The 25,886-nt window shown below is 42.6% G+C and carries 29 protein-coding genes; 3 read left to right on the forward strand and 26 right to left on the reverse strand.

Going from position 1 to position 25,886, the window contains the following annotated elements:
- Positions 1-19: 19 nt before the first annotated feature.
- The 7 genes from K1I53_RS03250 to K1I53_RS03280 form a co-directional block, all read right to left on the reverse strand.
- On the reverse strand, positions 20-400 hold the full coding sequence (locus K1I53_RS03250) for a RidA family protein (RefSeq protein WP_001140420.1): 381 nt from the start codon (positions 398-400) through the stop codon (positions 20-22).
- A gap of 9 nt (positions 401-409) precedes the next feature.
- A complete protein-coding gene (gene yihA / locus K1I53_RS03255; protein WP_223328281.1) occupies positions 410-997 on the reverse strand; it encodes a ribosome biogenesis GTP-binding protein YihA/YsxC in 588 nt (195 codons plus the stop codon).
- An 8-nt stretch (positions 998-1,005) separates the two neighbouring features.
- Positions 1,006-2,238: an ATP-dependent Clp protease ATP-binding subunit ClpX gene (clpX, locus tag K1I53_RS03260; protein WP_002874765.1), complete on the reverse strand. Its 1,233-nt coding sequence runs from the start codon at positions 2,236-2,238 to the stop codon at positions 1,006-1,008.
- Between the two features lie 31 nt (positions 2,239-2,269).
- Entirely contained in the window at positions 2,270-2,440 is a 171-nt protein-coding gene (locus tag K1I53_RS03265) for a hypothetical protein (RefSeq protein ID WP_000442252.1), read from the reverse strand.
- Positions 2,440-2,946, reverse strand: coding sequence for a dihydrofolate reductase (locus K1I53_RS03270; RefSeq protein WP_223328283.1), 507 nt, complete (start codon positions 2,944-2,946; stop codon positions 2,440-2,442). Before K1I53_RS03270 ends, K1I53_RS03265 begins: the two co-directional genes overlap by 1 nt.
- A 118-nt stretch (positions 2,947-3,064) precedes the next feature.
- A complete protein-coding gene (gene cmk / locus K1I53_RS03275) occupies positions 3,065-3,739 on the reverse strand; it encodes a (d)CMP kinase (RefSeq protein ID WP_223328286.1) in 675 nt (224 codons plus the stop codon).
- A gap of 9 nt (positions 3,740-3,748) precedes the next feature.
- Entirely contained in the window at positions 3,749-4,243 is a 495-nt protein-coding gene (locus tag K1I53_RS03280; protein ID WP_223328288.1) for an SAG1386/EF1546 family surface-associated protein, read from the reverse strand.
- A 45-nt stretch (positions 4,244-4,288) separates the two neighbouring features.
- On the opposite strand from K1I53_RS03280, the gene K1I53_RS03285 reads away from it, so the two are divergent.
- A complete protein-coding gene (locus K1I53_RS03285) occupies positions 4,289-4,492 on the forward strand; it encodes a ferredoxin (RefSeq protein WP_084976091.1) in 204 nt (67 codons plus the stop codon).
- Between the two features lie 75 nt (positions 4,493-4,567).
- On the opposite strand, the gene K1I53_RS03290 is transcribed toward K1I53_RS03285, so the two are convergent.
- The 6 genes from K1I53_RS03290 to K1I53_RS03315 form a co-directional block, all read right to left on the reverse strand.
- Positions 4,568-5,551: a glycosyltransferase family 2 protein gene (locus K1I53_RS03290; RefSeq protein WP_223328295.1), complete on the reverse strand. Its 984-nt coding sequence runs from the start codon at positions 5,549-5,551 to the stop codon at positions 4,568-4,570.
- A complete protein-coding gene (gene galE, locus K1I53_RS03295) occupies positions 5,535-6,554 on the reverse strand; it encodes a UDP-glucose 4-epimerase GalE (RefSeq protein WP_223328297.1) in 1,020 nt (339 codons plus the stop codon). Before galE ends, K1I53_RS03290 begins: the two co-directional genes overlap by 17 nt.
- 101 nt (positions 6,555-6,655) lie before the next feature.
- Positions 6,656-7,759, reverse strand: coding sequence for an NAD(P)/FAD-dependent oxidoreductase (locus K1I53_RS03300; protein WP_223328299.1), 1,104 nt, complete (start codon positions 7,757-7,759; stop codon positions 6,656-6,658).
- A gap of 16 nt (positions 7,760-7,775) precedes the next feature.
- Entirely contained in the window at positions 7,776-8,573 is a 798-nt protein-coding gene (locus tag K1I53_RS03305; protein ID WP_223328329.1) for a Nif3-like dinuclear metal center hexameric protein, read from the reverse strand.
- Positions 8,560-9,237 carry a tRNA (adenine(22)-N(1))-methyltransferase gene (locus K1I53_RS03310; protein WP_223328339.1) on the reverse strand — a complete coding sequence of 226 codons (678 nt, stop codon included), beginning with the start codon at positions 9,235-9,237 and terminating at the stop codon, positions 8,560-8,562. Before K1I53_RS03310 ends, K1I53_RS03305 begins: the two co-directional genes overlap by 14 nt.
- Before the next feature lie 101 nt (positions 9,238-9,338).
- Positions 9,339-11,675 carry a cation-translocating P-type ATPase gene (locus tag K1I53_RS03315; protein WP_223328426.1) on the reverse strand — a complete coding sequence of 779 codons (2,337 nt, stop codon included), beginning with the start codon at positions 11,673-11,675 and terminating at the stop codon, positions 9,339-9,341.
- Positions 11,676-11,807: 132 nt separating this feature from the next.
- Between K1I53_RS03315 and K1I53_RS03320 the strand changes: the two genes are divergently transcribed.
- Complete coding sequence (locus tag K1I53_RS03320) at positions 11,808-12,557, forward strand: lysophospholipid acyltransferase family protein (protein WP_223328341.1); 750 nt, start codon at positions 11,808-11,810, stop codon at positions 12,555-12,557.
- A 196-nt stretch (positions 12,558-12,753) separates the two neighbouring features.
- Entirely contained in the window at positions 12,754-13,218 is a 465-nt protein-coding gene (gene tnpA / locus K1I53_RS03325) for an IS200/IS605 family transposase (protein ID WP_093584533.1), read from the forward strand.
- Between the two features lie 135 nt (positions 13,219-13,353).
- Here the strand turns inward: tnpA and K1I53_RS03330 are convergent, their stop codons facing one another.
- From K1I53_RS03330 to K1I53_RS03390, 13 genes are all read right to left on the reverse strand, one after another.
- Entirely contained in the window at positions 13,354-14,049 is a 696-nt protein-coding gene (locus K1I53_RS03330; RefSeq protein ID WP_223328343.1) for an alpha/beta hydrolase-fold protein, read from the reverse strand.
- Entirely contained in the window at positions 14,030-15,040 is a 1,011-nt protein-coding gene (locus tag K1I53_RS03335) for an ABC transporter substrate-binding protein (RefSeq protein ID WP_084976086.1), read from the reverse strand. The genes K1I53_RS03330 and K1I53_RS03335 overlap by 20 nt, the downstream gene beginning before the upstream one ends.
- 19 nt (positions 15,041-15,059) lie before the next feature.
- Complete coding sequence (locus K1I53_RS03340) at positions 15,060-15,815, reverse strand: ABC transporter ATP-binding protein (protein ID WP_223328344.1); 756 nt, start codon at positions 15,813-15,815, stop codon at positions 15,060-15,062.
- A 1-nt stretch (position 15,816) separates the two neighbouring features.
- Positions 15,817-16,863, reverse strand: coding sequence for a FecCD family ABC transporter permease (locus tag K1I53_RS03345; RefSeq protein ID WP_093584518.1), 1,047 nt, complete (start codon positions 16,861-16,863; stop codon positions 15,817-15,819).
- A gap of 156 nt (positions 16,864-17,019) precedes the next feature.
- A complete protein-coding gene (locus tag K1I53_RS03350; RefSeq protein ID WP_223328427.1) occupies positions 17,020-17,631 on the reverse strand; it encodes a TipC family immunity protein in 612 nt (203 codons plus the stop codon).
- A gap of 4 nt (positions 17,632-17,635) precedes the next feature.
- Positions 17,636-18,253, reverse strand: coding sequence for a TipC family immunity protein (locus tag K1I53_RS03355; RefSeq protein ID WP_223328345.1), 618 nt, complete (start codon positions 18,251-18,253; stop codon positions 17,636-17,638).
- A 10-nt stretch (positions 18,254-18,263) separates the two neighbouring features.
- Positions 18,264-19,913 (reverse strand): T7SS effector LXG polymorphic toxin, encoded by a 1,650-nt coding sequence (locus K1I53_RS03360; RefSeq protein ID WP_223328347.1) that lies wholly within the window; start codon positions 19,911-19,913, stop codon positions 18,264-18,266.
- Entirely contained in the window at positions 19,903-20,262 is a 360-nt protein-coding gene (locus K1I53_RS03365) for a hypothetical protein (protein ID WP_223328349.1), read from the reverse strand. Before K1I53_RS03365 ends, K1I53_RS03360 begins: the two co-directional genes overlap by 11 nt.
- Positions 20,259-20,537: a TIGR04197 family type VII secretion effector gene (locus K1I53_RS03370; protein ID WP_223328350.1), complete on the reverse strand. Its 279-nt coding sequence runs from the start codon at positions 20,535-20,537 to the stop codon at positions 20,259-20,261. Before K1I53_RS03370 ends, K1I53_RS03365 begins: the two co-directional genes overlap by 4 nt.
- A 579-nt stretch (positions 20,538-21,116) precedes the next feature.
- Positions 21,117-21,386, reverse strand: a complete 270-nt coding sequence (rpsO, locus tag K1I53_RS03375) for a 30S ribosomal protein S15 (protein WP_001018251.1) — start codon at positions 21,384-21,386, stop codon at positions 21,117-21,119.
- A 144-nt stretch (positions 21,387-21,530) separates the two neighbouring features.
- Entirely contained in the window at positions 21,531-24,239 is a 2,709-nt protein-coding gene (locus K1I53_RS03380) for an FtsX-like permease family protein (RefSeq protein ID WP_223328428.1), read from the reverse strand.
- On the reverse strand, positions 24,235-24,936 hold the full coding sequence (locus K1I53_RS03385; protein WP_223328352.1) for an ABC transporter ATP-binding protein: 702 nt from the start codon (positions 24,934-24,936) through the stop codon (positions 24,235-24,237). Before K1I53_RS03385 ends, K1I53_RS03380 begins: the two co-directional genes overlap by 5 nt.
- Positions 24,937-25,059: 123 nt before the next feature.
- The gene (locus tag K1I53_RS03390) at positions 25,060-25,752 is read right to left on the reverse strand and encodes a phosphoglycerate mutase (protein WP_223328353.1); all 693 of its coding nucleotides are present in this window, start codon (positions 25,750-25,752) and stop codon (positions 25,060-25,062) included.
- Between the last annotated feature and the right edge of the window lie 134 nt (positions 25,753-25,886).

Below are 25,886 nucleotides of genomic sequence, written 5' to 3' on the forward strand. Positions count from 1 at the left end.
GAGCCAAACTTCAACTAGCTTATCCAATCTCTGCGATCACTTCAATTTCGACTTTTACATCACGAGGAAGACGTGCAACCTCTACAGCTGAACGAGCTGGAAATTCCTCTTTAAAGGCAGTCTGGTAAACCTCGTTAAAAGGAACAAAGTCATTCATATCGCTCAAGAAGCAAGTTGTTTTAACAACATGGTCAAAGTCTGTTCCTGCTTCTGCCAAAATAGCACCGATATTTTTCAAGACTTGTTCTGTCTGTTCTTGGATCGTTTCTCCTACAATTTCTCCAGTTTCAGGAGATAGGGGAACTTGACCGCTAGCAAACAAAAGATTGCCAACGATTTTCCCTTGAACATATGGTCCGATTGCTTTTGGAGCTTTGTCTGTATGAATTGTTTTTGCCATTTCTTTCCCTCACAATTTTTCTAATATTGCATCCCAAGCCTGATCCATCCCTGCCTTGCTGACAGATGAAAAGAGGATGAAGTCGTCACTTGGGTCAAAGTTTAATTTCTTTTTGATTGCTGATTCGTGCTTGTTCCACTTACCGCGAGGAATCTTGTCCGCCTTGGTCGCAACGATGATAACCGGAATCTCATAATACTTGAGAAATTCGTACATCTGCACATCATCTGCTGACGGGTCGTGGCGGAGATCCACCAAACTGACAACCGCACGGAGATTTTCCCGAGTGGTCAAATACTCCTCAATCATGCGCCCCCATTTTTCACGTTCCTTTTTGGAAACACGGGCATAGCCATAACCTGGTACATCCACAAAGCGCATCTTGTCATCAATGTTGAAGAAGTTGAGTAACTGGGTCTTCCCAGGTTTTCCTGATGTACGGGCCAAATTCTTTCGGTTCAACATGGTGTTGATAAAGCTAGATTTGCCGACATTTGAACGGCCTGCAAGGGCGATTTCTGGCAGTTCATCCTGCGGATAGTGGGACTTGTTTGCCACACTGAGCAAGATTTCAGCATTGTGTGTATTGATTTCCATAGTCACCTCTAGGCTGTTTCTAGGATTGGTTTTTCCGTTCCATCGACAGCTTCTTTTGTGATGCGGACCAATTTCACATTTTCCTGACTTGGCACTTCAAACATAACATCTAGCATGGTTTCTTCTATGATGGAGCGAAGACCACGCGCACCAGTCTTGCGTTCGATAGCTTTATTAGCAATCTCTTGTAGGGCTTCGTCGTCAAATTCCAACTCGACATCATCATAAGAAAGCAAGGTTTGGTATTGTTTGACCAAGGCATTTCTTGGTTCTTTCAGGATGCGAACCAAGTCATCGACCGTCAATTGCTCAAGAGCTGCAAAGACAGGCAAGCGTCCAATCAACTCAGGGATAATCCCGAATTTTTGAATGTCTTCAGCGATGATTTCTTGCATGTAGGAGCTGTTTTCGTCAATCGCTTTATTGTTTTGTCCAAAGCCAATAACTTTTTCACCCAGACGTTGTTTAACGATTTCTTCGATGCCATCAAAAGCACCACCCACGATAAAGAGGATATTTTTAGTATCCACCTGAATCATCTCTTGTTGTGGATGTTTGCGTCCTCCTTGAGGCGGTACGCTAGCTACAGTTCCCTCGATAATCTTGAGAAGAGCTTGTTGCACTCCTTCACCCGAAACGTCACGTGTGATAGACACATTCTCGCTCTTCTTGGCAATCTTGTCAATTTCATCCACGTAGATAATCCCACGTTCTGCACGTTCGATGTTAAAGTCAGCAGCCTGCAAGAGTTTGAGGAGGATATTTTCCACGTCCTCACCCACATACCCAGCCTCAGTCAGAGCTGTCGCATCTGCAATAGCGAAAGGCACGTTCAAGCTCTTAGCTAAAGTCTGAGCAAGGAAGGTTTTCCCTGAACCAGTTGGGCCAATCATCAGGATATTTGACTTCTGCAAATCCACATCTTCTGACTCTTCACGCGTATCGTGGAAATTAATACGCTTGTAGTGATTGTAAACAGCCACTGCCAAGGCACGTTTGGCACGATCCTGACCAATCACATAGTGGTTTAAGATATTGAGGAGTTCGATTGGTTTTGGTACTTCAGACAAGTCTGCCAAAACTTCCTCAGCCAACTCCTCCCGAATGATTTCCTGGGCCAACTCCACACATTCATTACAGATAAAGGCGTTGTTCCCAGCGATTATTTTCTTTACTTCTTCTTGGCTCTTGCCACAAAATGAGCAATAAACCATCATATCATTTTTCCTATTTGTAGGCATGATTTCCTTCCATTCTAATTTATCATTCTATCTAAAATAAGGTCATATAAAAAGCGTGGACACTGTTGACCAGATTGGTAAAAGCATTCAACCAGAGTAAGGCAGACAGTCCATAGCGCTTCTTACGAAAAGCCTGTGCTCCAGTCAAAATACAGATCACACACAAAAAAGCTGTAAAAAATCCAAATATACTGCGCTCCATTAGACTTCCTTTCTATCTCGGTATTCGATGGTAAAATCATAGTTATTTTTCTCATCTCGCTCATAAGATTTGCATGCGACTGTCTCAAAAAGAGACAAGTCAAAATCCTCAGGGAAATAGGTATCTCCCTCCACCTGAGCATGAATCTGTGTCACGATGATTTCATCTAAATAGGGTTCAAAAGCTTGAAAAATCTGTTTTCCACCAATGATATAGAGATTTTTTTCCTGACTCTGATACCATGCTAAAACAGACTCCACATCTTGAAACACTAGCGCACCATCTATGACTTCGTCACTGTTTCGTGTCAAAATCAGGGTTTGCCGTTTTGGAAGCAGACGACGTCCCATTCCATCAAAGGTCACTCGTCCCATCAGTATAGCATGATTTAAAGTTGTTTCCTTAAAATGTTGCAACTCAGCTGGCAAATGCCAAGGGAGACGTTCTTCTTTACCAATCACACCTTTCTCATCTTGGGCCCAAATGGCTACAATTTTCTTTGTCATGCTTCCGTCCTTTTTATTGATATTACTATTTTATCAAAATTCTCCCAAAAAGACTGTTTTGAAACGCGCGCAAAAGAGAGAAAAGGAGCAGGCTTCATTTAGCCTGCTCCTCTCGTCCCTAGGACATATATTTTTTTGCTTCAGATTCAATTTTTTCGACCACTTCTTGGATGCTTAGCCCAGTTGTGTCGAGGTAAACTGCAGCCTCAGCCTGCTTGAGAGGCGAGGTTTCACGATGACTGTCCTTGTAGTCACGCGCAGCAATCTCTTCTTTCAAAGTTTCCAAGTCAGTCTCAATGCCTTTAGCAATATTTTCCTTGTAGCGACGCTCTGCTCTTTCTTCAACAGAGGCTACTAGAAAAATCTTGAGTTCAGCTTGTGGTAAAACAACTGTCCCGATATCACGCCCATCCATGACGATACCACCTTGCTGAGCAATCTCTTGCTGGAGCGAAACCAGTTTCTCACGCACCTCAGGAATGGCAGCAATGCTTGAAACCTTGTTGGTCACTTCATTTTCACGAATCGGATGAGTAATATCAACATCCCCTACAAAAACAAGTTGCTCACCTGTTTCTGAACGACCAAAACTAATGGGGTGTTGGTTTAGAAGCTCAAGAAGTTGGTCTACATTTCCTGCATCCAACTGGTGCTTGAGTGCTATATAAGTCGCAGCACGGTACATAGCGCCTGTATCGAGATAAGTGTAACCAAAATCCTTAGCAATAATCTTTGCGACTGTACTCTTACCACTGGAAGCAGGACCATCAATAGCAATTTGAATTGTCTTCATTTCCGACTCCTATCTAGTCTTGATGACATCACCTGGGTTGGCAAACCAAGTTCCTGATGACATATGAGAAGGATTCAGAGCTTCTAGCTGGGCAATGGAAATCCCTGCACGCTGAGCGAGAGCTGCTTCTCCTTCTCCAGGTTGCACAGTAAGCGTTCCTTCTCCATCTGTGTGTTCTTCAGAACTACTTTCTGAAGGAGTTGATTCTTTCGTTTCTTGAGCTTTACTAGTAGAGGAAGAAGACTCTTCCACTTTAGAGGTTGACGATGGAGCTGAAGAATCATAAAAATCCTTCAAGGCTGCCGTGCGGTTACTTCCTCCAGTAGAAAGGTAAATCAATATGACAACCATCGCTACAACGATTACAAAGAAGAGGCTAGCTAGAATGGTCAAGACACGATTGGCAACAACACCTTTTCCTTTTTGTTTACGGTGACGACGCTCTAATCTTGTTTCTTCTTCTCTGTTGTCATAAATATCTTCTTGCCACGGTTCTTTTTCCATACCTTACTCCTTGTATTTTTTTCATTTTCTTATTACAATATAAATATGAAAGTCACACTTATACCCGAACGGTGCATCGCCTGCGGGCTTTGCCAGACCTACTCTGAACTCTTTGATTACCATGATAATGGGATCGTTCGCTTTTATGATGATCCTGATGAACTGCAAAGAGAAATCGCTGAGACCAGCGATGTTCTGGAGGCTATCAAACAGTGCCCTACACGTGCACTTCTAAAAGATCCATCGTAGTGTACAGGGAATGAATGTTGATGATTTTTTCTCTTTATTCCCACACCTACTAGTTTAGCATATTTCCAGGTAAAATTATAGTCTTTTCTGGTTATTTTTTCCTTCAAAAACAGAAAGATCACTTTTTTCTTTGATGAGATAGAGTGGTCTTTTTTTGGTCTCTAGATAAATCTTACTGATATACTTACCGAGAATCCCAATCGTCAGGAGTTGAATCCCTCCAAGAAAGAGAATGACAGCCATCAGAGAGGTCCAGCCAGATGTCGGATTCCCCAAGATAAGGGTTCGAAACACCACAAAAACAGTCATCATAAAAGAAATAAAACAAGATAGGAGTCCAGCTACAAAGGCTATACTCAAGGGAAAATCTGAAAAGTTGAGAATCCCCTCAATCGAGTAGAAAAAGAGCTGTCTAAAACTCCAACTGGTCTTGCCAGCCTGTCTTTCGACATTTGAATAGTCTAGGTAGTATGTTCGAAAACCGACCCAGGCAAAGAGGCCCTTAGAAAAACGATTGGACTCGGTCAAGCTTAAAATGGCATCCACCACAGACCTTCTCATCATCCGAAAATCACGAACACCTGATGGCAGGGCTACTGGGCTGATTTTTTGCATGAGGCGGTAAAAGATGTCAGCGCAGAAACTGCGAAAGAAGGGTTCTCCCTCCCGACTAGTTCTCCGTGTCCCAACACAGTCCAATTCTGCATTATGGTCTAGTAAGGCTTTCATATCAAGTAGCATACTAGGAGGATCCTGAAGGTCTGCATCCATCACGACCAACAAGTCTCCAGTTGCATGCTGCAAGCCTGCATACAGAGCCGCTTCTTTCCCAAAATTTCGTGAGAAAGAAATATAATGTACCGCAGGATTTTGCACCCGATAGGCCTTCAAAAGCTCCAAAGTGCCATCGCTTGAACCATCATCCACAAAGACATACTCGATCTCTGCCCCCAATTCTGGAAGGAGTGCTTCAACAGACTGATAAAAAAGAGGAAGTACTTCCTCTTCGTTTAGACATGGGACAATGATTGAAATCATCATCTTAGTCTTCAAATCCATTTGGATGCTTGCTTTGCCAACGCCATGCGTCTTCACACATTTGAGTAATATCGAGTTCTGCTTCCCATCCGAGTTCTGCTTTGGCTTTTGCTGGGTCTGAATAGCATGCAGCGATATCACCTGGGCGACGTTCTACGATGCGGTAAGGAATAGGACGTCCCACTGCTTTTTCCATATTTTGGATAATTTCAAGAACGGAGTAACCTTTACCCGTTCCAAGGTTATAAACATTAAGACCTGAACCTTTTTGGAGTTTTTTCAGAGCTGCAACGTGACCTTTAGCTAGGTCTACGACATGGATATAGTCACGAACCCCAGTTCCATCTTCTGTATCGTAATCATCTCCAAATACTTGCACTTGCTCTAGTTTGCCAACTGCTACTTGTGAAACATAAGGCAAGAGATTGTTTGGGATGCCGTTAGGATTTTCTCCCAAGTCTCCACTTTCATGCGCTCCGATTGGGTTAAAGTAACGAAGTAAGACCACATTCCATTCTGAGTCTGCCTTGTAGATATCCGTCAAAATTTCTTCTAGCATGAGCTTGGTACGACCGTATGGATTGGTCACTGAAAGTGGGAAATCTTCTAAGATTGGAACTGTATGAGGGTCTCCGTAAACTGTCGCAGAAGAACTGAAGATGATGTTCTTACAGTTATTTTCTTCCATGGCTTTCAGAAGGCTGACAGTTCCAGCGATATTGTTGTCATAGTAGGTAAGAGGGATACGGGTTGATTCGCCAACAGCCTTCAAACCAGCAAAATGAATGACACCAGTCGGTTCTTCTTGCTTGAAGATATCTCTAAGGGTATCTGTATCACGGATATCCGCCTCATAAAACGGAATTTCAACTCCTGTGATTCTTTCAACAACTTCTATACTTTTACGGTTGCTGTTGACAAGATTATCCACCACAACAACTTGATGACCTGCTTGGATCAACTCAATAACAGTGTGGGTTCCGATAAAACCGGCACCACCAGTTACCAAAATCTTTTCTTGCATCTTTTTTCCTCGATTCTCGGATTATTTTTTCTTATTTTATCATTTTTGATAGGGAATGTCATTTGCCATCCTAAACTACCTGCTAAAATTTCAGTAAAATTTTATTCACTTTTTACTCGTTTGACATAGTTTGCAATTGGATAGTTTACTGGGTCCAAAGTCAACTCCTTGTCTTGGACCAATTGGGCTAGATGGTAACCAATGATAGGACCCGTTGTGAGGCCTGATGAACCTAGACCACTAGCTGCATAGGCACCTGCTAAGCCAGGGACTTCACCAAAGAAAGGCGAGAAATCACTGGTGTAAGCACGGATTCCCACACGCTCAGATCTGGAAGTCGCTTTAGCTAAGGCTGGATAGTGAGGTAAGGCTTCCTCCTCCATTTGTTGGAGCAAGGTTTCATCTACTGTCAAATCAAATCCCATATCATTTTCATGGGTAGCGCCTAAGGACAATTTCCCACCTGCAAAAGGGATCAAATCCCACTCCCCTTCTGGCATGACAACAGGGTATGATTCTAGGTCTTCTGAGAGTTGATAATCTCGGAGTTGTCCCTTTTGGGGACGAACATCTACTTCATATCCTAAAGGATCCAAAATGTCTCTCAACCAAGCTCCTGTTGCCAAAATAACCTGCTCAAACACCTCTTCGCCAATCTGGTAGCCTGATGATAAAGGTGTCAGACTCACTTTTTCTTTGACCAGCTTGACCTGACTGGCTTCTAGCAGACGAGTCACCAAGAGTTGGCCATCTACTCTCGCTCCACCAGAAGCATAGAGCAAGCGGTCGAATCCCTGCAAGCCAGGGAATAATTCATTTGCAGACGCTTGGTCTAGAATGGCTAACCGACCTATCAAGGGAGATTCTTCTCTGCGCTGGAGGGCTAGTTCATAAAGTTCTTCCAACTTGGATTCATCCTTTTTCAGGAGAAAAACTCCCGAACGCTGGTAAAAGTCAATTTCCCGCCCTGATTTTTCTAAATCACCCAACAAATCTACATAAAAGTCAGCTCCCAAGCGCGCCATCTTATACCAGGCTTTATTGCGACGTTTTGAAAACCAAGGACTGATAATTCCCGCTGCTGCCTTGGTTGCCTGACCTTGACCATGGTCAAAAACAGTTATCTCTAGGTCGCTTTCTTTCGTGAGGTAGTAGGCAGCTGTTGCCCCCACAATCCCTGCTCCGATAATGGCAACTTTTTTCATTGTCTTCACTTTCTAACTAGATATGGTGGAAAGGATTGGTCGATGCCTGACTAGACAAGATATCAACAGTCCAGCCCTTTTCTGCCTTCCATTGAGTAAGAAGTGCTGCGATTTTTTCCACAAAAAGCACTTCGATATAATGTCCTGGATCCAATGCCAGCAAGCCATCTGACAACATATCTTGGGCAGTGTGGTAATAAATATCGCCAGTGATGTAGACATCTGCCCCTTTTGCCAAAGCATCAGAGTAGAAAGACTGCCCACTGCCACCACAGATGGCCACTCTTGAAATAGGCTTCTGCAAATCACTCTCTTGATAATGCACCATTCGAAGGCTATCTAGACCAAAGACTTGCTTGACATGCTGAGCAAATGCTCCAAAAGTCTGTGGTTGAATGTCACCAATACGCCCAATCCCACGTTCTGGGCCTGTTTCCTGAAGATAGGTCGTCTCCTCAATGCCTAGCATCTGGCAAAACCAATCATTTAGCCCGTTGTCAACGATATCAATATTGGTATGACTGACATACACTGCAATGTCATGCTTGATCAGATCGATGTAAATCTGATTTTGCGGACGGCTGGCTACCAGATCCTTGATAGGACGAAAGATAGGCGCGTGCTTAACGATAATCAAGTCCACCCCCTTTTCAATGGCCTCTGCCACCGTCTCTTCGCGTATATCGAGGGCAACCATGACCCTTTGGATATCCTTATCCAAAGTGCCGATTTGCAGGCCACGACTGTCTCCCTCCGTAGAAAATTCCTGAGGACAAAAGCCTTCATAAGCTTGTATTACTTCACTTGCTAACATGGAGTACCTCCTTGATGGCTTGAATTTTATCTACTAGAACTTGGCGTTCCTTCAGATTTTTTTCTGGGATTTGGCTAAGGGCAAATTCTAGCTTAGCGGCTTCTTTTTGCCATTTTTGGACAAAGACTGGACTGACTTCTTTGGACAAGATAGGTCCAAAACGGACATCACTTGCTGATAACTTCATTTGTCCTGCTTCCACAACTAGAATTTCATAAAACTTGCCTGCTTCTTCTAGGATGCTTTCTGCTACAATCTGAAATCCGTGCTCTTGTAGCCAGATGCGCAAGTCGTCTTCACGATTATTGGGTTGGAGGATTAAACGTTGGACACTAGCCAACTTGTCCAACCCTTCCTCCAAGATCGTAGCAATCAATCGCCCTCCCATACCAGCAATGGTGATGACCGACACTTGGTCTGTCTCTTCAAAAGCTGCCAAGCCATTGGCTAAACGGACTTGGATTTTCTCCTTTAGACCGTGATTCTCAACATTTTTCACCGCTGATTGGTAGGGGCCTTCCACCACCTCACCTGCAATGGCGCTTTTGATTTGACCTCTCTCAACCAACTCGATGGGCAGATAAGCATGGTCACTCCCCACATCTAGTAAAACGGCCCCCTGTGGCACAAAGGAAGCTACCAATTCTAATCTCTTTGAAATCATCTTCTCTCACTTTCCAAAACTCTATTACCTTTTATTATACCATATTTCAGCTAGCAATCTTACGCCTAAAAAAACCGCAATCCACAGATTGCAGTCTTTCTTTATTTTCTGGCTTGATAACGACTGGTCAAAATGAAAATCACTGTAAAGACCAGCATCATTGCCCCATAAACAGGTAGTGTTTGTCCTGTCAGTGTCGAAATTTCAAGCAACTTTTGAATCGTTGGGAAGAGAGCTGTGGCTAGGAAACCTCCTACTGACCAAACAACCAAGAGAACACGCCAGAGAGTGAATGGCATGCAGGCTCTAAATACAGATAAGAAACCAATTGACCCCAAAAGATAATAGAGTAAGGTTGAGATTTCTAACTCAGACCAACCTTGACTCGTTCCAAAAATTTTCACAAAAAGCACGCTAAACACGACCATGAGTGCGCTTGGTAGGGCACGAAGCATGGATCTTCTGAGGAAGTTTGGTTCAACAGGCTTGATATTTCGCTCAAAAGTCAGAACGAATGGCGGGAAACCTTCCACGAATTGGTCAATCATGGTAATCTGGATCGGAATGAAAGGGAAAATCAAGATCCACTCAGACCGCCCTAGTAAAACACTAGCAATACAAATCACCGCGAGCAAGAAGGAATAAATGGTCTTTATCAAGAAAATCGGTGCGATATGGGCGATGTTATTAACCACACGACGGCCTTCGAAGAGAATCTCAGGAACATCATTAAAGTCAGAGTTCAAGAGAACCAGATTAGCAATCTGACGCGTCGCAGGATCTCCCTCAGCCATCACGATCGAACAATCTGCCTCACGAAGAGCCAGGATATCATTGACCCCGTCCCCTGTCATAGCCGTTGTATGACCCGCTTTTTTCAGCGTTTGGATGATGAGTTTCTTTTGATGAGGGGAAACACGACCAAAAATTGCTGTTCCCTCAGCCATGGCAATCAATTCCTCATCCGTGATTTTTGAACAGTCTACATAGCTGTGATAGTCTGCAAAGCCAGCCTTCTGGGCAATGCTGGAAACCGTAACGGGATTGTCACCAGAGATAATCTTGAGTCCCACTTCCTGGGAACGGAGATAGTCCAGTGTCTCAGCTGCGCCTTCTCGAATGGGGTCCAAGATCTCCAGCAAGGCTAGAGCCTGAATATCAGATGGTTTCTGTGGCTTGTGGTGGTCTAGTTTTTCGTGGCTGAGAGCCAAGACCAAGACACGAGAACCTCGCTCCAAGGCCTCTCTGGCTTCTGGGACTTCAGAGTCCAACAACATCTCAGGCGCCCCTAAGAAAACCGTTCCTAGACCTTCCAATTCCATAGCACCCCACTTGCGGTCGCTTGAGAAGGGAAGATTCGAAATCTTGGGATAGGCTACCTGTCCTTGGAAACGCTGACGAATGGCTTGGGCTGTTGGATTTTTATCCTCACTATGAGCGATGTAGCTGGTTAGAATACTGGCAATAGCCTCGTCACCATAAGTTTCCGTCAGTGGAAGAACAGCCTCCACTTGCATCTTTCCTTGGGTGATGGTGCCCGTTTTGTCCAGACAGAGCATATCCACGCGAGCCAAGGTCTCGACAGAGTACATCTCCTGCACCAAAACCTTTTTCAAGCCCAGCTTGATCACCGCTGTCAAAAGCGAAGTAATGGTCAAAAGGGCAATTCCCTTGGGCAACATTCCCAAAAGGGCTGTCGATGAATTTACAACGGATGACTTGAGGGGCAAACCTTTTAACATCAAGGCTTCTAACAAGAGAGCTAAACCAAAGGGAATGATAATCTTCCCAGTAAAACCAGCTAGTTTGTCCAGCGATTTCATGATACGGGAGTTAATGGGTTTCACTGTCTTAGCTTCCAACATGAGTTTGGAAGCATAGTTGTCTGCTCCGACATGGTGGACTTGAGCCAAAACTGCGCCACTGGCTAGGAAACTCCCTGATAAAAGCAGAGCATCCACTTCCTTTTGCACCAAATCACTCTCACCCGTCAACATGGCTTCATTGACTTCCGCAAATCCTTCTAAAACCCGCGCATCACTAGGAATCTGTTCTCCCGCAGACAAACGAATGACATCTCCTAGAACCAATTCTTCTGGATTGATGGCAATTTCCTGACCATCACGGATGGTTTTGACCTTTTCCTTGGTCATGAGATTGAGCTTGTCCACCATGTGTTTAGCCCGTAGCTCGGTCACAATCCCAGAAAAAGCGTTAAAGCAGATAACAGCAAAGAAGACCAAATTGCTCCAAGCCTGCACAAAGGCTAGTGCCAAAGCAATGGCAAAGTTTAAAGCGTTAAAAAGTGTAAAAACATTTCGTTTGATGATTTGCCAAGTACTGGTACTGGCTGATGCGGTAAAGTCATTGACCAAACCTTGAGCCTGTCTTTCCTTGACTTCTCTTTGGGTTAATCCCATAATCTTATTTTTATCCATAAATTCTATCATATCATTTTTTTTAAAAGAATTCTAATCCCATCTAAAACTGTTGGCTGATAACTGAAAAAGTTTGCCAGTAGTCTTTTGATAAGGTATAATAATAAAAGCAATACAATCGAAGGAGATCTCATGTTTTATACTTATTTGCGTGGACTAGTCATGCTGATCTTGTGGTCCATCAATGGCAATGCCCACTATCACAATACTGATAAAATCCCTAGCCAAGATGAAAACTATATCCTCGTCGCTCCTCATCGTACCTGGTGGGATCCAGTATACATGGCTTTTGCGACCAAGCCAAAACAGTTCATCTTTATGGCAAAAAAAGAGCTTTTTAACAACCGTATCTTTGGCTGGTGGATCCGTATGTGTGGCGCCTTTCCTATCGACCGGGAAAATCCTAGTGCTTCTGCCATCAAGTACCCTATCAATGTCCTCAAAAAAAGCGACCGTTCTCTCATTATGTTTCCAAGTGGAAGCCGTCACTCAAACGATGTCAAGGGGGGCGTAGCCTTGATTGCCAAAATGGCTAAGGTCCGTATCATGCCTGTCACCTACACAGGTCCCATGACCTTGAAAGGCTTAGTCAGCCGCGAACGTGTCGATATGAACTTTGGAAATCCAATCGAAATCTCAGACATCAAGAAAATGAATGATGAAGGAATCGAAATGGTTGCAGATCGTATCCAAGCAGAATTCCAGCGTTTGGATGAAGAAACCAAACAATGGCACAACGATAAAAAACCAAACCCACTATGGTGGTTTGTCCGCATCCCTGCCCTCATTCTTGCTGTGATTGTTGGTATCCTAACGATTATCTTTACTTTCGTCGCAAGCTTTATCTGGAATCCAGATAAGAAGAGAGAAGCTCTTGGTTAAAAAATACAATTATCCCTTGGTTTTTGCCAAGGGATAATTCTTTTATTTATGTGACTATTAGTCCGTCTCGCTCCGTAAGGTGCGAGACAAATAAACCACCCGCTATGCGGGTGCGCGTCGAAAGTTATACCAAAAAAACTCCAAACGCGATACAATAAAGGTGTTCAAGCCAATTGTAAAGCGAAAGGAGAAAAATATGGCACAAAAGGCACATAGTTTATCACACACAAAGTGGATGTGTAAATATCACGTTGTGTTCACCCCTAAGTATAGACGAAAAGTTATCTATAATCAATATCGAAACAGTTTGGGAGAAATATTCCACCGATTATGTAGTTATAAAGGTGTTGAGATTATCGAAGGACACTTAATGCCTGATCATGTACATATGTTAGTCAGTATTCCACCGAGGATAAGTGTTTCAAGTTTCATGGGTTATTTAAAAGGTAAAAGTGCACTTATGATGTTTGACAAACACGCCAACCTCAAGTATAAGTTTGGGAATCGGCATTTCTGGGCAGAAGGCTATTATATGAGTACAGTAGGGCTCAATGAAGCCACAATTAGGAAATATATTCAAAATCAGGAAAAGCATGATATAGCACTAGATAAATTGAGTATAAAAGAATATGAGGATCCCTTTAGGGATAGTGGTAAGTAATACTAAAGCCTCTTTAAGAGGCAAGTGACGAGTCAAGAGCAATGAGGCTTGAACAACGTGAAAGCCAGCGTCTTTAGGCGCTGGCTGGTAATTTGGGCTTATAGCCCTAGTACAAACCACCCGTTAGACGGGTGGTTATGATTCAATCTCCCATTTCTTTGCCAACCAGTTAGAAAAAGCCACAAATCGCTCAGCCACTTGTTCATGATGCACATAAGGATCAAAAACAAACTGACCAGTCGGATAGCGCTTCTGAAGACTGGTATGAATCCGCTCAGCATAGACTGGTGCTTGGGCCAAGCGATTGGTATGATGGGCTCCTTCTGTTTGACCATTTAGTATATACAGCAAGCAGTCCAGATTCTTCAACTTTTGTTCCTTGCAGTAAGCCACAAAATCAGGATACCAAAAGGAACCGCAAATCGAGAAGACACAGGAGACCTTGTCAAATCCGAAAAGACTGTAGACTGCCACCAAACCTCCCAGTGAATACCCTCCATAGGCAAGACGATCTTTGTCCAGGCGATAAAGCGCCTGCAACTTTTCTAAAAGACTACCAAATAAATGACCATGATAGGCATTTGCCTGACCACCAAAATCTGGAGCCCCCTCTCTCAGCGCAGATGCCTTCCAGGGAGTGTAGTCATCTAGGCGATTTTTAGAGGTCAAGCCCACTAAAATCACAGATTCAGAAAGGGAAGATAGGAAATCCAAGTCTCCATCATTCAAGAGAATCGCTGGATAGGTTTGATTGGGATCATAGATCGAAGGAAGGCTGACCTTAACTTGGATCCCTTCCCAATCAAACTCATTATTTATTGATAAAGTCATTAATTTTCTCAAGGGAATCAATCACTGCTGGACCATAGTCCATCAACTCATCGTAAGAGATAGTCATGATTTTTTGATTCTTAATAGCAGGAACATTTTCCAAAACAGCATTTTTCTTCATCAACTCTACTGCGTTGGCATCCAATTTTTTATTGCGGTCGCTGGTTACATAGATAATCAACTCAGGATCCATTGACACGAGATTTTCCAAGGTCAAGCCTGATGTTCCCGTTGCGACGTTGGTATAACCAAGTTGATTCAACAAGCTTTCTTGCAAAGCAGACTTGTATGCACCAAAGGTTTCGTCATTATAAGCAACCATAATCAAAGCCTTTTTCTTTTCACCTTGGCTTGCTGGGTTTGCTTTCTTAACAGCATCAATTTTAGCTTGTAATTGAGCTGCATATTCATTGGCCTTGTCCTGCACATTAAAAATCATTCCAAGATTTTTGACATCTTCTACAATATTCCCCAAATCTTGCTGAATTGTTGAGAGAGAAGCTTTTTGCGTATAGACTGGGATTTTGTTTTCATTCCAAGTGCTAACTGTTCCCAAGGATTTTTCAGAAAACATCATGTTTCGACCCATCACAGCATCTGGTTCATAAGAAAGGACTGTCTCTTGAGAGACTGTTTTTTTATCCCCAATTTGAGGAATCGTCGCAATCGCATCTTTGTATTTACCTGTTACAGCATTGTCCGGGTTGAGCATGCCAGCAATTTTATCCTTCAATCCTAGCTCCAATAAGATTTCAGTGGTTGAAAGATTGTTGGTGATAACTTTTTCAGGTGCCTTGTCAAAGACTTGTTCGACTTCATTTCCCTTAGCATCATATGTCTTGACCGTAAGTGGATAAGTCGTCTCTGTGCTGGCCTTTTGACTTGTTTCTGTGCTAGATTGTGTAGTAGCTTTTTCTGTAGTAGTATTACCACAAGCCGCCATGGTTAGGGTAGCTACTGTTACGAGTAAAATGCTTAGTGTTTTTTTCATCTTGTTTTCCTTTTCATTTTTATAAATAGTGAATCATGGCTTGCTGATCCTCGGTCCAAGTCACCTGACTTTGAACTCCATATACAGTTTGCAATGACTCAGGGGTGATGGTCTCCTTTGGAGTCCCTTGGTAAAGGATTTCCCCCTCTTTCATCAGATAGAGATAATCCGAATAGCGACAAGCAAGTTGAATATCATGCAGGACAGCTAGAACATTGACTTTGAGATTCTTTACAATGGCCAACAAGTCTAGCTGATACTTGATATCCAGGTGATTGGTTGGTTCGTCCAGGAGCAAGAGAGTCGGTTCTTGCGCCAAGGCACGGGCTAATAAGACTCGCTGTTTCTCCCCCCCTGACAGAGACGAATAGAGACGAGTTTTCTTCTCAAGCATATCCACCTTGACGAGAGCATCTTGAACGAGGGCATAATCCCTTTCCTTTTCCTTTTGTAGAAAAGAGAGGTGGGGAGTTCTTCCCAGCAAGACGATTTCCTCAACTGTACAATCAAACTGCAATTGATTGAACTGGGTGACAACTGCCATTTGCTTGGCTGTTTCTTTGAGTGACCAATGCTCTAGTGGCTTTCCATCTAAGCTTATCAAGCCTTTGTCCGCCTTTTCCTGACGATAGAGGAGTTTAAGCAGGCTGGTTTTCCCACTTCCATTTGGCCCAAGTATCGTATAAAATTGATGCCCCTCAACCTTAAGAGAAACTCCTTTGAGGATTTTTTTCTCTCCTAGTCCAAAGTGGACATCCTGACAAATCAAGTCCATATCAGGCCCTCACCTCCCTTCGCCTACCTCCAACAATGTAGATAAAGAAGGGAGCACCTACTAAGGCTGTGAAAATACCAATCGGCATCTCAGCATTTGGAATGATGACACGAGAAAGTACATCTGCCCAGACGACAAAGAGGGCGCCCAGTAAGGTCGCAACGGGAAAAAGTCTCCTGTAATTCGTTCCTACTAACCCTCGAGCTAAGTGAGGAGTAATCAGACCAACAAATCCAATAATTCCACAGGTTGCCACCAAGACTGCTGTCAGCACAGCTACCATGGTCACATAAAGATACCAATAAAAGCGTAAGGGAATCCCCAAAGTTAAAGCAGCCTCATCTCCCATCATCATCGCATTAAAAACACGATACTGAGTAGAGAAAAATAGAAAGGCCATTCCTACTACTATAGTTGGCAGGACTAAGTCAGACCAGGTAGTCCCAGCAAGCGAGCCCATGGTCCAAAACTTAATGGTCATCACACTGTCAGCATTAGCGCCAACAGAGATAATAAAGTTGGAAAATGCTAGAAAAAGAGCATTGACCACCGTTCCTGATAAGATCAGGCTAGAAGTCGTCATCCTTCCCTGCATAGAGGCAATGATGAGGACAGCGACTGTTGCCAAAATAGCTCCTAAAAAAGCTCCAAGGCTAATCATCACTTTCAAACCAAGAATGATGCTCAAGGTTGCCCCTAAAGTTGCGCCCGCAGAGATGCCTAAGACATAAGGCTCTGCGATGGGATTGTTCACTGTAGACTGCATCACGCTGCCACACATAGAAAGACCTGCCCCTACTATCAAGCCTAACAATACTCGGGGGAATCTCATGTTCCATACAATGGCAAGAGTAGACTTGGAAACCTCTCCTATCTCAAGAGGAAATCCCAATCTGCTCAAAATGATCCGATAGGTATCTCCTAGATCAATCGAAACGGATCCCATAGAAACTGCTAGAAAGAGGGAAATACCTAAAACAACTAGCAAAATACCTAAAAGTAACACAAATTGCAGGTCCCGTCGGCTTCCAGAAAATTTGGAAAGCATGCAAACCTCCTTTGATAGAATCTTAAAAATTTAGAAAATTCTCATAAAAAGTATACCATATTTCTATTAGATGAACAAGGATAGAGACATATATAGAAAAAGCCCTCTGAAGTCAGAGAGCTTAGCTGTCTATAAAATTAGTGAAAATTCTTTATATCACCAATTCTCCCACTGGGTTTCAACCTTGACATCGCCATAGTTGCTTGGCGAGTACTTGCTGTCATAAATAGAACACCAGTCTTTCAAGACTTTCTGGTTGACGATTTCGTCGTAATAAAAATCCAAATCCTTGGCAGTGATACCGTACTGCTCTAGGTAGGATTTCACCTGAGCTTCGTCTTCGATGTATGTTTCCGTATCTGCTTTCTTTAATCCTATTTTGACAAATTTTTTTAAACTACGTTCTTTATGAGAATATACAGTCCACATTTTTATACTAACGTTGGGCTCTATCCGTTTTTCAAATGAAATCAAGCTTAATTGAGCTTCGGATTTAAAATTAAAATCTATAGCAATTTTCTCATAGCTATCTGGTAAAGCATTTCCCTCATAGGCGACACTTGGATAAAATTTAGAATCATCACTATACTCTTGATATTTATGTGTCTTAACATCTTTCAACTTGTTAAAGACATTATTTTCTAGATAAGTTTTCTCCGTTTCTTGGTAAATCTCATCAAAAATGTTTTTAGGTTGACGCACAAAAAAGTAGAAACAGGATGATATGATTATCACGAATAAGGCTACTAGGCCTAGGAGTTTCTTCATGTTGTCACCAATTCTCCCACTGGGTTTCAATCTTGACATCGCCATAGTTGCTTGGCGAGTACTTGCTGTCATAAATGGTACACCAGTCCTTCAAGACTTTCTGATTTACGATTTCGTCGTAGTAAGAATCCAAATCCTTGGCAGTGATACCATACTGCTCTAAGTAGGATTTCACTTGGGCCTCGTCTTTAATGTATGTTTCTGATCTAATTTCATAAATCATAATTTTTTTAACTAATACTTTTTTCTTAAATTCATAATGAATAACAAAGTTAATTTTTTCTCCTGAGTTAGCATATCTTTCAAACCAAATATTTACCCCTTTACTACTACCATCAAAATTAAACCGTAGTTCTAAGTTCTTCACATCGCTTCCAAGAGAAGAATCATCGTATGTTATTATTGATTCATACTTATCCGTTTCATTCATATTCGAATCATAAAGCTTTCGATTTTTTACTGTCACATTTTTTAAGTCATTGAAGTTATAATAGCCCAAATAATTTTTTGCCGTTTCTTGATAGATTTCATCAAAAATGTTTTTAGGTTGTTTAGGAAAAAAGTAAAAGCAAAATAATACAACTAGTAAGACTAAAGCTAATAAACTGAATATTTTCTTCATCATCATCCTCCTACTCCGCCACGGCTTCCAAGCGATTTAAAAATGTGGACACTTCTGGGTATTTTTCCTCAATATACTCTTTAATAGATGCCTCACCCTTTCTCAGTATATCCGCAGGCGCTACCCCTGCGTAGATTGTACCTTTGACATGTTTCCAATCCTTATTTTTTAAGAATTCCCTTTCTCTCTGAGAGGAGTCTTTTTGAAGGTCAGCATAGTAAGAAGAGATAGCTTGGTCATAGGATTGCCCCTTCTGCATACGGCCGATAAGGTTGACTGAGTCCAAATCTGCCTTGTAATCATCTTCTCCGATACTTGGTTTCATATCGTTTGCATTAAAGGTCGTATCTCCCTCCCAGCCTGATAAGTCCTTGACATGCTCTCTACCGCCATAGACATCAGCTAACTGAACTTGATTAGGATTAAGATGAGTAGCCATAGTGATGGACTGGTGGGTAAAGTCTGCATGGCCCGCTCCATTGTTAGAATAAGCCTTTAGTTTTCTATCCCAAAATTGGTCAAAACCTTCTGTAGTACCATAAGCATCTTGATAGTTCTTCTTTGCATCCTCATATCTATTAGTACCACTACTTAAATCCGATTCATGCATTTTCTTAACAGTATCGCCACCATTTGATAACGCATGCTGCAGTCTAAGATTATAATACAGTTCTTTAGCCTTTTCTTCTTTCAATCCAAGTTCTTGAAAGATTTCAAGAACTGGTTTCAAAGTTCTCCATTTTTGGCCTGTCTGCGGATCACTCACAAATTCATTATAAAAATAATGCCCCAAACTACCTGCTGTTTCATTCCACTTAAACCCATCATAGTAGGCGGCACCGACAACTCGCAAAAAGATATAGTCACGGAACTCTTGACTTGAGGTTGGGAACTTCTTGTCTATCCCCTGCTTGATGGTCAAGAGTTGCTGGGCTGTCTCGGCGTCAAAGCCGTATTCTGCCATCATGGTTTGGACAAAGGCCTTCTCTTGACGGCTGAGTTGCAAGTCCTTTGTATCAGCATAGGCAGTCAGATAGTTGGCCCAAGTCAGGTCAGATGGGACTTTAAAGACGCCTTGCTTGGCATCCCAGCTCGATTCGATCTGGGCCAGTCCTCGACTCAGTTGCACATCGATACTGTCTAGATCATCGAACAGTCCTCCTGAATAGCTATCATAGGCACGCAGGTCTTTCAAAATCGTTTCATAGACACGTTTATTCGCGTGGTGTCCTCGCATGAGTTCCACATTACTGCGTCTCAATCTTCCTTTTTCTTCGCTATCCATGGTCAAGGAAGAAAGGGATTGGTTGACTTCATCTAGGTAGGCGATCATCTGCTCTTCCTGGCGGATCTTATCAAGCAGATCATCCTCACGCCAACTCTTGCTGTCGACCATCGTTTGGTAGTCTGCTGGTAATTTCTTGATGGCTTGAGAGAAGGTTTCTGCATAGAGCTGTCCCCCTTTGCTCAAGGGCAATAAGACACTTGCAAAAAAACTTCTAGCCGAATTATAAGCATCGCCCTTTAGACTCTCTGTATCCTCTGAAAACTTTTGGATGGCTGATTGCAAATCTTGATAAGCCTCCACCTGAGATTGGCACATGGTCGCTACACTTGAACTTTGTAGTTGTGATTGTTCCAAATACATATCAATGCCCATGTCGTGTCTCCTCCTCTCTTTCTAGTTCCTTGCGCCTTTCATAGTAAACCGCATCCAAGTCTCCCTCTAACCGGAACTTTTCTTTCTTCAAATCATCCATGTGATAGGTGAGATCCTCAAAGATTTGGTTTTTGAGTTGGTTTCTTTGTAGGAGCGTTTCTTCCAACTGTCCTGCGTATCGGCTCTGATAGGCCGCCTCCCACAAATCACTTTGATAACGGTGGCTGGCTCTATCATATCCTTCAAAGGTTTCTATCAGTTCTTTAGTGCGGTATTTCTCTTTTCCATTGTCTTCTAGCTGGTACAAGAGTTCTCGCTCTCTTTTCTTCAACTCATCTAACTTGCTCATGTATGACTCCTAAAACCATTGGCACCCGCTTCATCTAGCGCTTCAAAATCACTCGCTATAGAGTGCAGTCGTTCTGAAGTCAGGGTGACAGCAGCTGTGATCTGACTAGCTAGATTTTGAGACTTTGTCAGACATTGATGGGCTTTGTTATTCCCTTGAAGGGTCGTTCGATCATCTTGACTAGCCACAGCAATTGCTGTTAACGATTGACAAGCATTTTTAAGCTGACTCGCATAGGTTTGCGCAATATTTAGATCACTTTTTACTGTTGACATGACTGTTCTATCCTTTTCTCGAATCCCTAGTGATAGTTCACTTCATTTAGCTATATAGGCCTATTATACCATGTTTTGAATACAAGCCCTAGTTTATACTATATTTAGATAATAGAATAATCTTATAACTAACAAAAAGCCCCTCTGAATCCAGAGAGCTGATTTGAGCTCGGGCTAAAACGTTTATAGACTAGGCGACGAGCCAAAGATTGTACGAAAATGTTAGCGAAATAAAAAATCTCCCCGAAGGGAGAAAATCTGGTTTATTTTACCTTAAAGTGCTAGGAACTGTAACCGAATATTATATTTGAGTATATCGAGGTAAGGTGACAACATAAAAAGCCCTCTGAATCCAGAGAGCTAATTTGAGCCTAGGCTAAAATCCTAGTGAAAAAGATGAAACTCCTTGTGTTCATCGAACACTGCGTCGTTTCCCTATTTTCATACGGATTTTTATCGCCCTTAGCATCATGATTCTTGCTGGATAAAACGTTTATAGACTAGGCGACAAGCCGAAGATTGTACTGATGGTACATCGAGGCGAAGGCAACGAAGTATAGAAACGTTTTAGACGCAAGATTAACGACGAAGTCCTAGAGAGTTGATCAACTCACGGTAACGGTTAACGTCGTTTTTACGCAAGTATGCAAGCAAGTTACGACGGCGACCGATTTTTTTCATCAATCCACGGTAAGTAGCGTGGTCTTTTTTGTGTTGTTTGATGTGTTCGTTAAGGTGGTTGATTTCCCAAGTAAGGACAGCAACTTGAACCTCTACTGAACCTGTATCACCTTCGTGACGTGCATATTGTGCGATGATTTCATTTTTTTTCTCTTTTGAGATTGCCATGATGTTTCTCCTTTTTATTTGGCTTCATCCGAGTGACAGGTTGGCATGCCTGTAACCAAGAAGAAGTTATTTGTCTTTACGACAGTTCTTATTCTACCAAGAAGCAGAGACTTTGTCAACTGATTTACTGTTTAAAACCTTGAATTACTCTACTGATTTCAGGGCTTCGAGCATATCCACCTTTCTCAAGTGATGATTGACAAAGAGGCCCAGTAAGGCTAAGATTACAGTCACTGCGACGATTGGAAGAGCAGAGACTTCCCAGCTGACTCGTGGATAAAAAAGTATGGTGGCAGGTGAAATCATTTGTATCAAAAATTGATGTAAATAGTAGCCTGCTATCAAACCGAGAACAATCCCCACAAGGGACAGCACCATAGTCTCGCGGTAGATATAGAGGGTCACTTCTTTATTGTGGAAACCGAGAACCTTGATAGTGGAAAGTTCACGGATACGTTCTGCGACATTGATGTTAGTAAGATTGTAGAGAATGACAATGGCTAGTAAAACGGAAACAAGGACAAGGATTGCCATGGTTTTATTGAGCGAACTAGCCACGGATTCAAAGAGATGGATGGCTGTCGCATTTTGGACGACCCCAGAAACAGCAGCTTTTCCCATGAAAGTAGCCGCTTCTTTCTCCGTATTGGAAGGTGTTGGCTCTTTTAATTTTACTAGGTAGGTATTGTCTTGCGGACTGGTTCCATAGACTTGTTCGTAAATCGCTCGGTTGAGATAAACAAAGTGTCCAACATAGTTTTCAGAAATAGCCACGACCTTGATTTCCTTCCCATCAAGCTCCAGCTCATCCCCAACCGTAACACCTGCTAGTTGGGCTAATTTTTGACTCACGACTGCTCCATCAGTGACCTGTACCTCTTGCCCATTTTCCTCTAATGCGATAAAGGGTTTGAAGTCTTCTCTGTTTGTGACCATCATGGTGATGGTTTGAAGTCCTGCTTTTCCTTTGAAATCTTTTTCAATGGATTTAGAGTAAATCTTTTGATAAGCGTGGATAGATTCAGCCTGCAAGGCACTTTCTAGATCTGTTTTTTCTTGCTCACTCGCACTGCTCTTTTCCGCTACAATCATCTGATATTGCTGGATTTGTTCAAATTGGCGCTCCACAACTCCTCCCACAGATGACTGAATGCCAAGACCTGCAAATAGGAGAGCCACCGAACCTGCAACTCCAAAAATGGTCATCAACATTCGTTGCTTATAACGAAAGATATTTCTTGCCGTAACCTTATGAGTAAAACTCAAACGACTCCAAATAAAGCTCAGGCGTTCCAGCAAAATCTTTGATCCCTTAACGGGAGGTTTTGGAAGTAAGAGTTGGGCTGCTTCATCGTGTAATTCCCTCCGAGCCACCAGATAAGCCGGCAAAACGCTGGATACCCAACTTAAAGCTAGGGCAAGGAGGCTATAAGACCAGTAAAAATACTCCTGACTTTTACCAACGACCATCCCAGCTGTTATAACATCCGAAATCACGCCGGCAAGGAGATAATGTCCAAGAAGTGTTCCTAAAACGGTTCCCACAGTTCCTGCAAGAAAACCATAGAGGACGAACTTGGCAATAATATCTTGATTCCTGTAACCTAGAGCCTTGAAAATACCAGCATTGGTACGCTCTTCATCCACAAAGCGAGTCATCGTTGTAAAGGTCACAATTGCAGCGACCATATAAAGCACAACGGGGAAGATATTCCCGACTGAACGAATGCTTGATGATGCATTGCTGTACATGAGATAGCCTTGACCACCTGGCATGGTTTGACGATTGTATACGTGGTATTTTGGCTCTGCCAGTTCATCAAGCTCTTTCTGACGCTGTTCAAGCTTCCATTTTTCCTTAGATAGATCACTCTCTGTCTGAGCCAGTTTTTCTTTTTTAGCCGTCAATTCTTCCTTAGCTTTTGTCAGCTGTCCCTTGATTTGACTCTTTTGCGGTTCTGGTAAAGCGGTCACTTGTTCTTCTTGGTTTTTCAAGCGACTTTCAGCCTGCTCTAACTGACTCTTGCCATTTTCAAGGTTGCTATCAGCAGTTTGGAGCTGTTCTTTCCCATCTTCCAGGCTCTTTTGCCCATTTGCTTTGATAGTTGCCAATCTTTTTTGACCATTATCAGCCAGCAAGTCTTGCAACTCTTCCTGATGTTGAGTTCGTTTGCTCTTATAGTCTGATGAAAAAGCATCCAGATTTTTTAAATCGTCATAGCGCACACGCGCAATACTATAAACATCTGAGTCAAACTGGCTGGGTAAAATAACTCCATAACCAGCCAAGCTTCCATTTCCACTACTAGCACTCCCTAAGTCTTTTTGAGAAAGCATCTCACCCGACTGAACAAATCCAGTAATTGTGAAAGTTTGGGATTTTATAACGGACTTCCCTTCTTCTTTCTTGCTAAAGGTGATAGCCTGTCCAATCTGATAACGGTCTTTCCAGAAGTCAGCTAGGGCAATTTCCCCATCAGCTTCTGGCAGTCGACCTTCCGTCACTTGGAAGGTTGAAATGCTCTCTGGTTTGGAATAAAGTCGAACCGCTTCTTCACTATTTTCAACGGTTAGGTCTGCCATATAGCCAAACTCAACACTCGCTCCTTGAAGGGTCTTTAGTTCGTCCTGGTCTTCTTTATCCAAGCCATAATCAGCTATTACGGCCAGATCCAAGGTATTGGCTTTACGGAGATAATCCCCTGCCGTACGTTCCATGTTTGGACTGGCTACTTTAAGACCTACTAGGGCTAAAGAACCCAGCATCATCAAGGTTAAGATAGAAACAAAGCGTCCTTTTGAAGTCGTCACTGACTGAAATAGGTCTTTCCGATATGTTTTTTTCATCCTAATACTCCAATGTATCGATATCCTGCGGATGCTCATTGATCGTCATGCTCTTAACCGTGGCATCGCGCATGTGAATCACCCGATCTGCAATAGGGGCTAGCGCGCCATTGTGGGTCACGATAATCACCGTCGCTCCTTTTTGACGAGACATGTCTTGGAGAATCTTCAAGACTTGCTTCCCCGTCTGGTAATCCAAGGCACCTGTCGGTTCATCACAGAGGAGAATTTTAGGATTTTTGGCTACAGCGCGTGCAATGGAGACTCGCTGTTGCTCCCCTCCAGAAAGCTGGGCTGGAAAGTTATTGAGGCGATGGGCCAGACCTACGTCTTTGAGCACTTGCTCTGGATCCAAGGCATCTGTCACGATTTCTGAAGCCAGTTCCACATTTTCCTTAGCTGTCAGATTAGAGACCAGATTGTAAAATTGAAAAACAAAGCCTACATCTTCACGACGATAGTTTGTTCGTTGGTACGAAGTGTAGTCGGCAATATTGATACCATCAATCCAAATTTCCCCCTCATCATTGGTATCCATACCTCCTAGGAGATTAAGAACGGTTGATTTTCCAGCACCTGAAGCACCAAGGATAATGACCAGCTCCCCCTTTTCAATTTCAAAATTCACATCGCGATTAGCCACAATCTCCGTATCCCCAACCTTGTAACGCTTGTAGCTGTGTTTCATTTCAATATAAGCCATCGTCCTTCTCTCTTTCTTACAATTAAGTCACTCTTTACTATCATTATAACGCTTTTTCAACTAGTTGGAAACTAGAAGCAAAAACAAAAAAGCCTAGGAATTCCTAAGCTTTCTGTTTATAGATTATTTTCCAAGGTAGTATTCAGAAACTACGTTCAATTTTTCGTCAAATTCGAATACCAATGGTGGGAAGTTAGGGATTTCCACGTCCATGATTTCGTCGTCTGACAAGCGTTTGATGTGTTTTACAAGGGCACGAATTGAGTTACCGTGAGCTCCTACGAATACGTTTTTACCATCTTTAAGTGCTGGAGCGATTTTGTCTTCCCAGAATGGAAGGGCACGTTCCAAAGTTACTTTCAAATTTTCAGCATCTGGGATAACTGAGTCGTCAAGTGAAGCGTAACGACGGTCAGTGTGAGCTGAGTGCTCATCATCACGGTTCATTGCCGGAGGCAATACATCATATGAACGACGCCAGATGTGAACTTGCTCATCACCAAATTGTTCAGCAGCTTCAGCCTTGTTTTTACCAGTCAAACCACCGTAGTGACGTTCGTTCAAGCGCCATGATTTTTCAACTGGAACCCACAATTGGTCAGCAGCTTCAAGAGCCAAGTTTGTAGTTTTGATCGCACGTTTCAATACTGAAGTGTAAGCTTGGTCAAATTCGATACCAGCTTCTTTGATCAATTTACCAGCGTCAATCGCTTGTTGTGTTCCTTTTTCAGACAAATCAACATCAGCCCAACCAGTGAAAAGGTTAGCTTTGTTCCATTCAGACTCACCGTGGCGAGCAAAAACCAATTTTACCATTAGATGGATTCTCCTTTTATTTTTCGAGGTTGTCCTCTTTTATCTATTCCATTTTACACAATTTTTCACAAAAAAGCTAGTGAAAATCAACGAAAAAGAGAAGAGCTTCTCAGCCTTCTCTTTATTATATTATC

Origin of the sequence: Streptococcus oralis, assembly GCF_019929365.1 — a bacterium.
GTDB classification, from domain to species: Bacteria; Bacillota; Bacilli; order Lactobacillales; family Streptococcaceae; genus Streptococcus; species Streptococcus oralis_BT.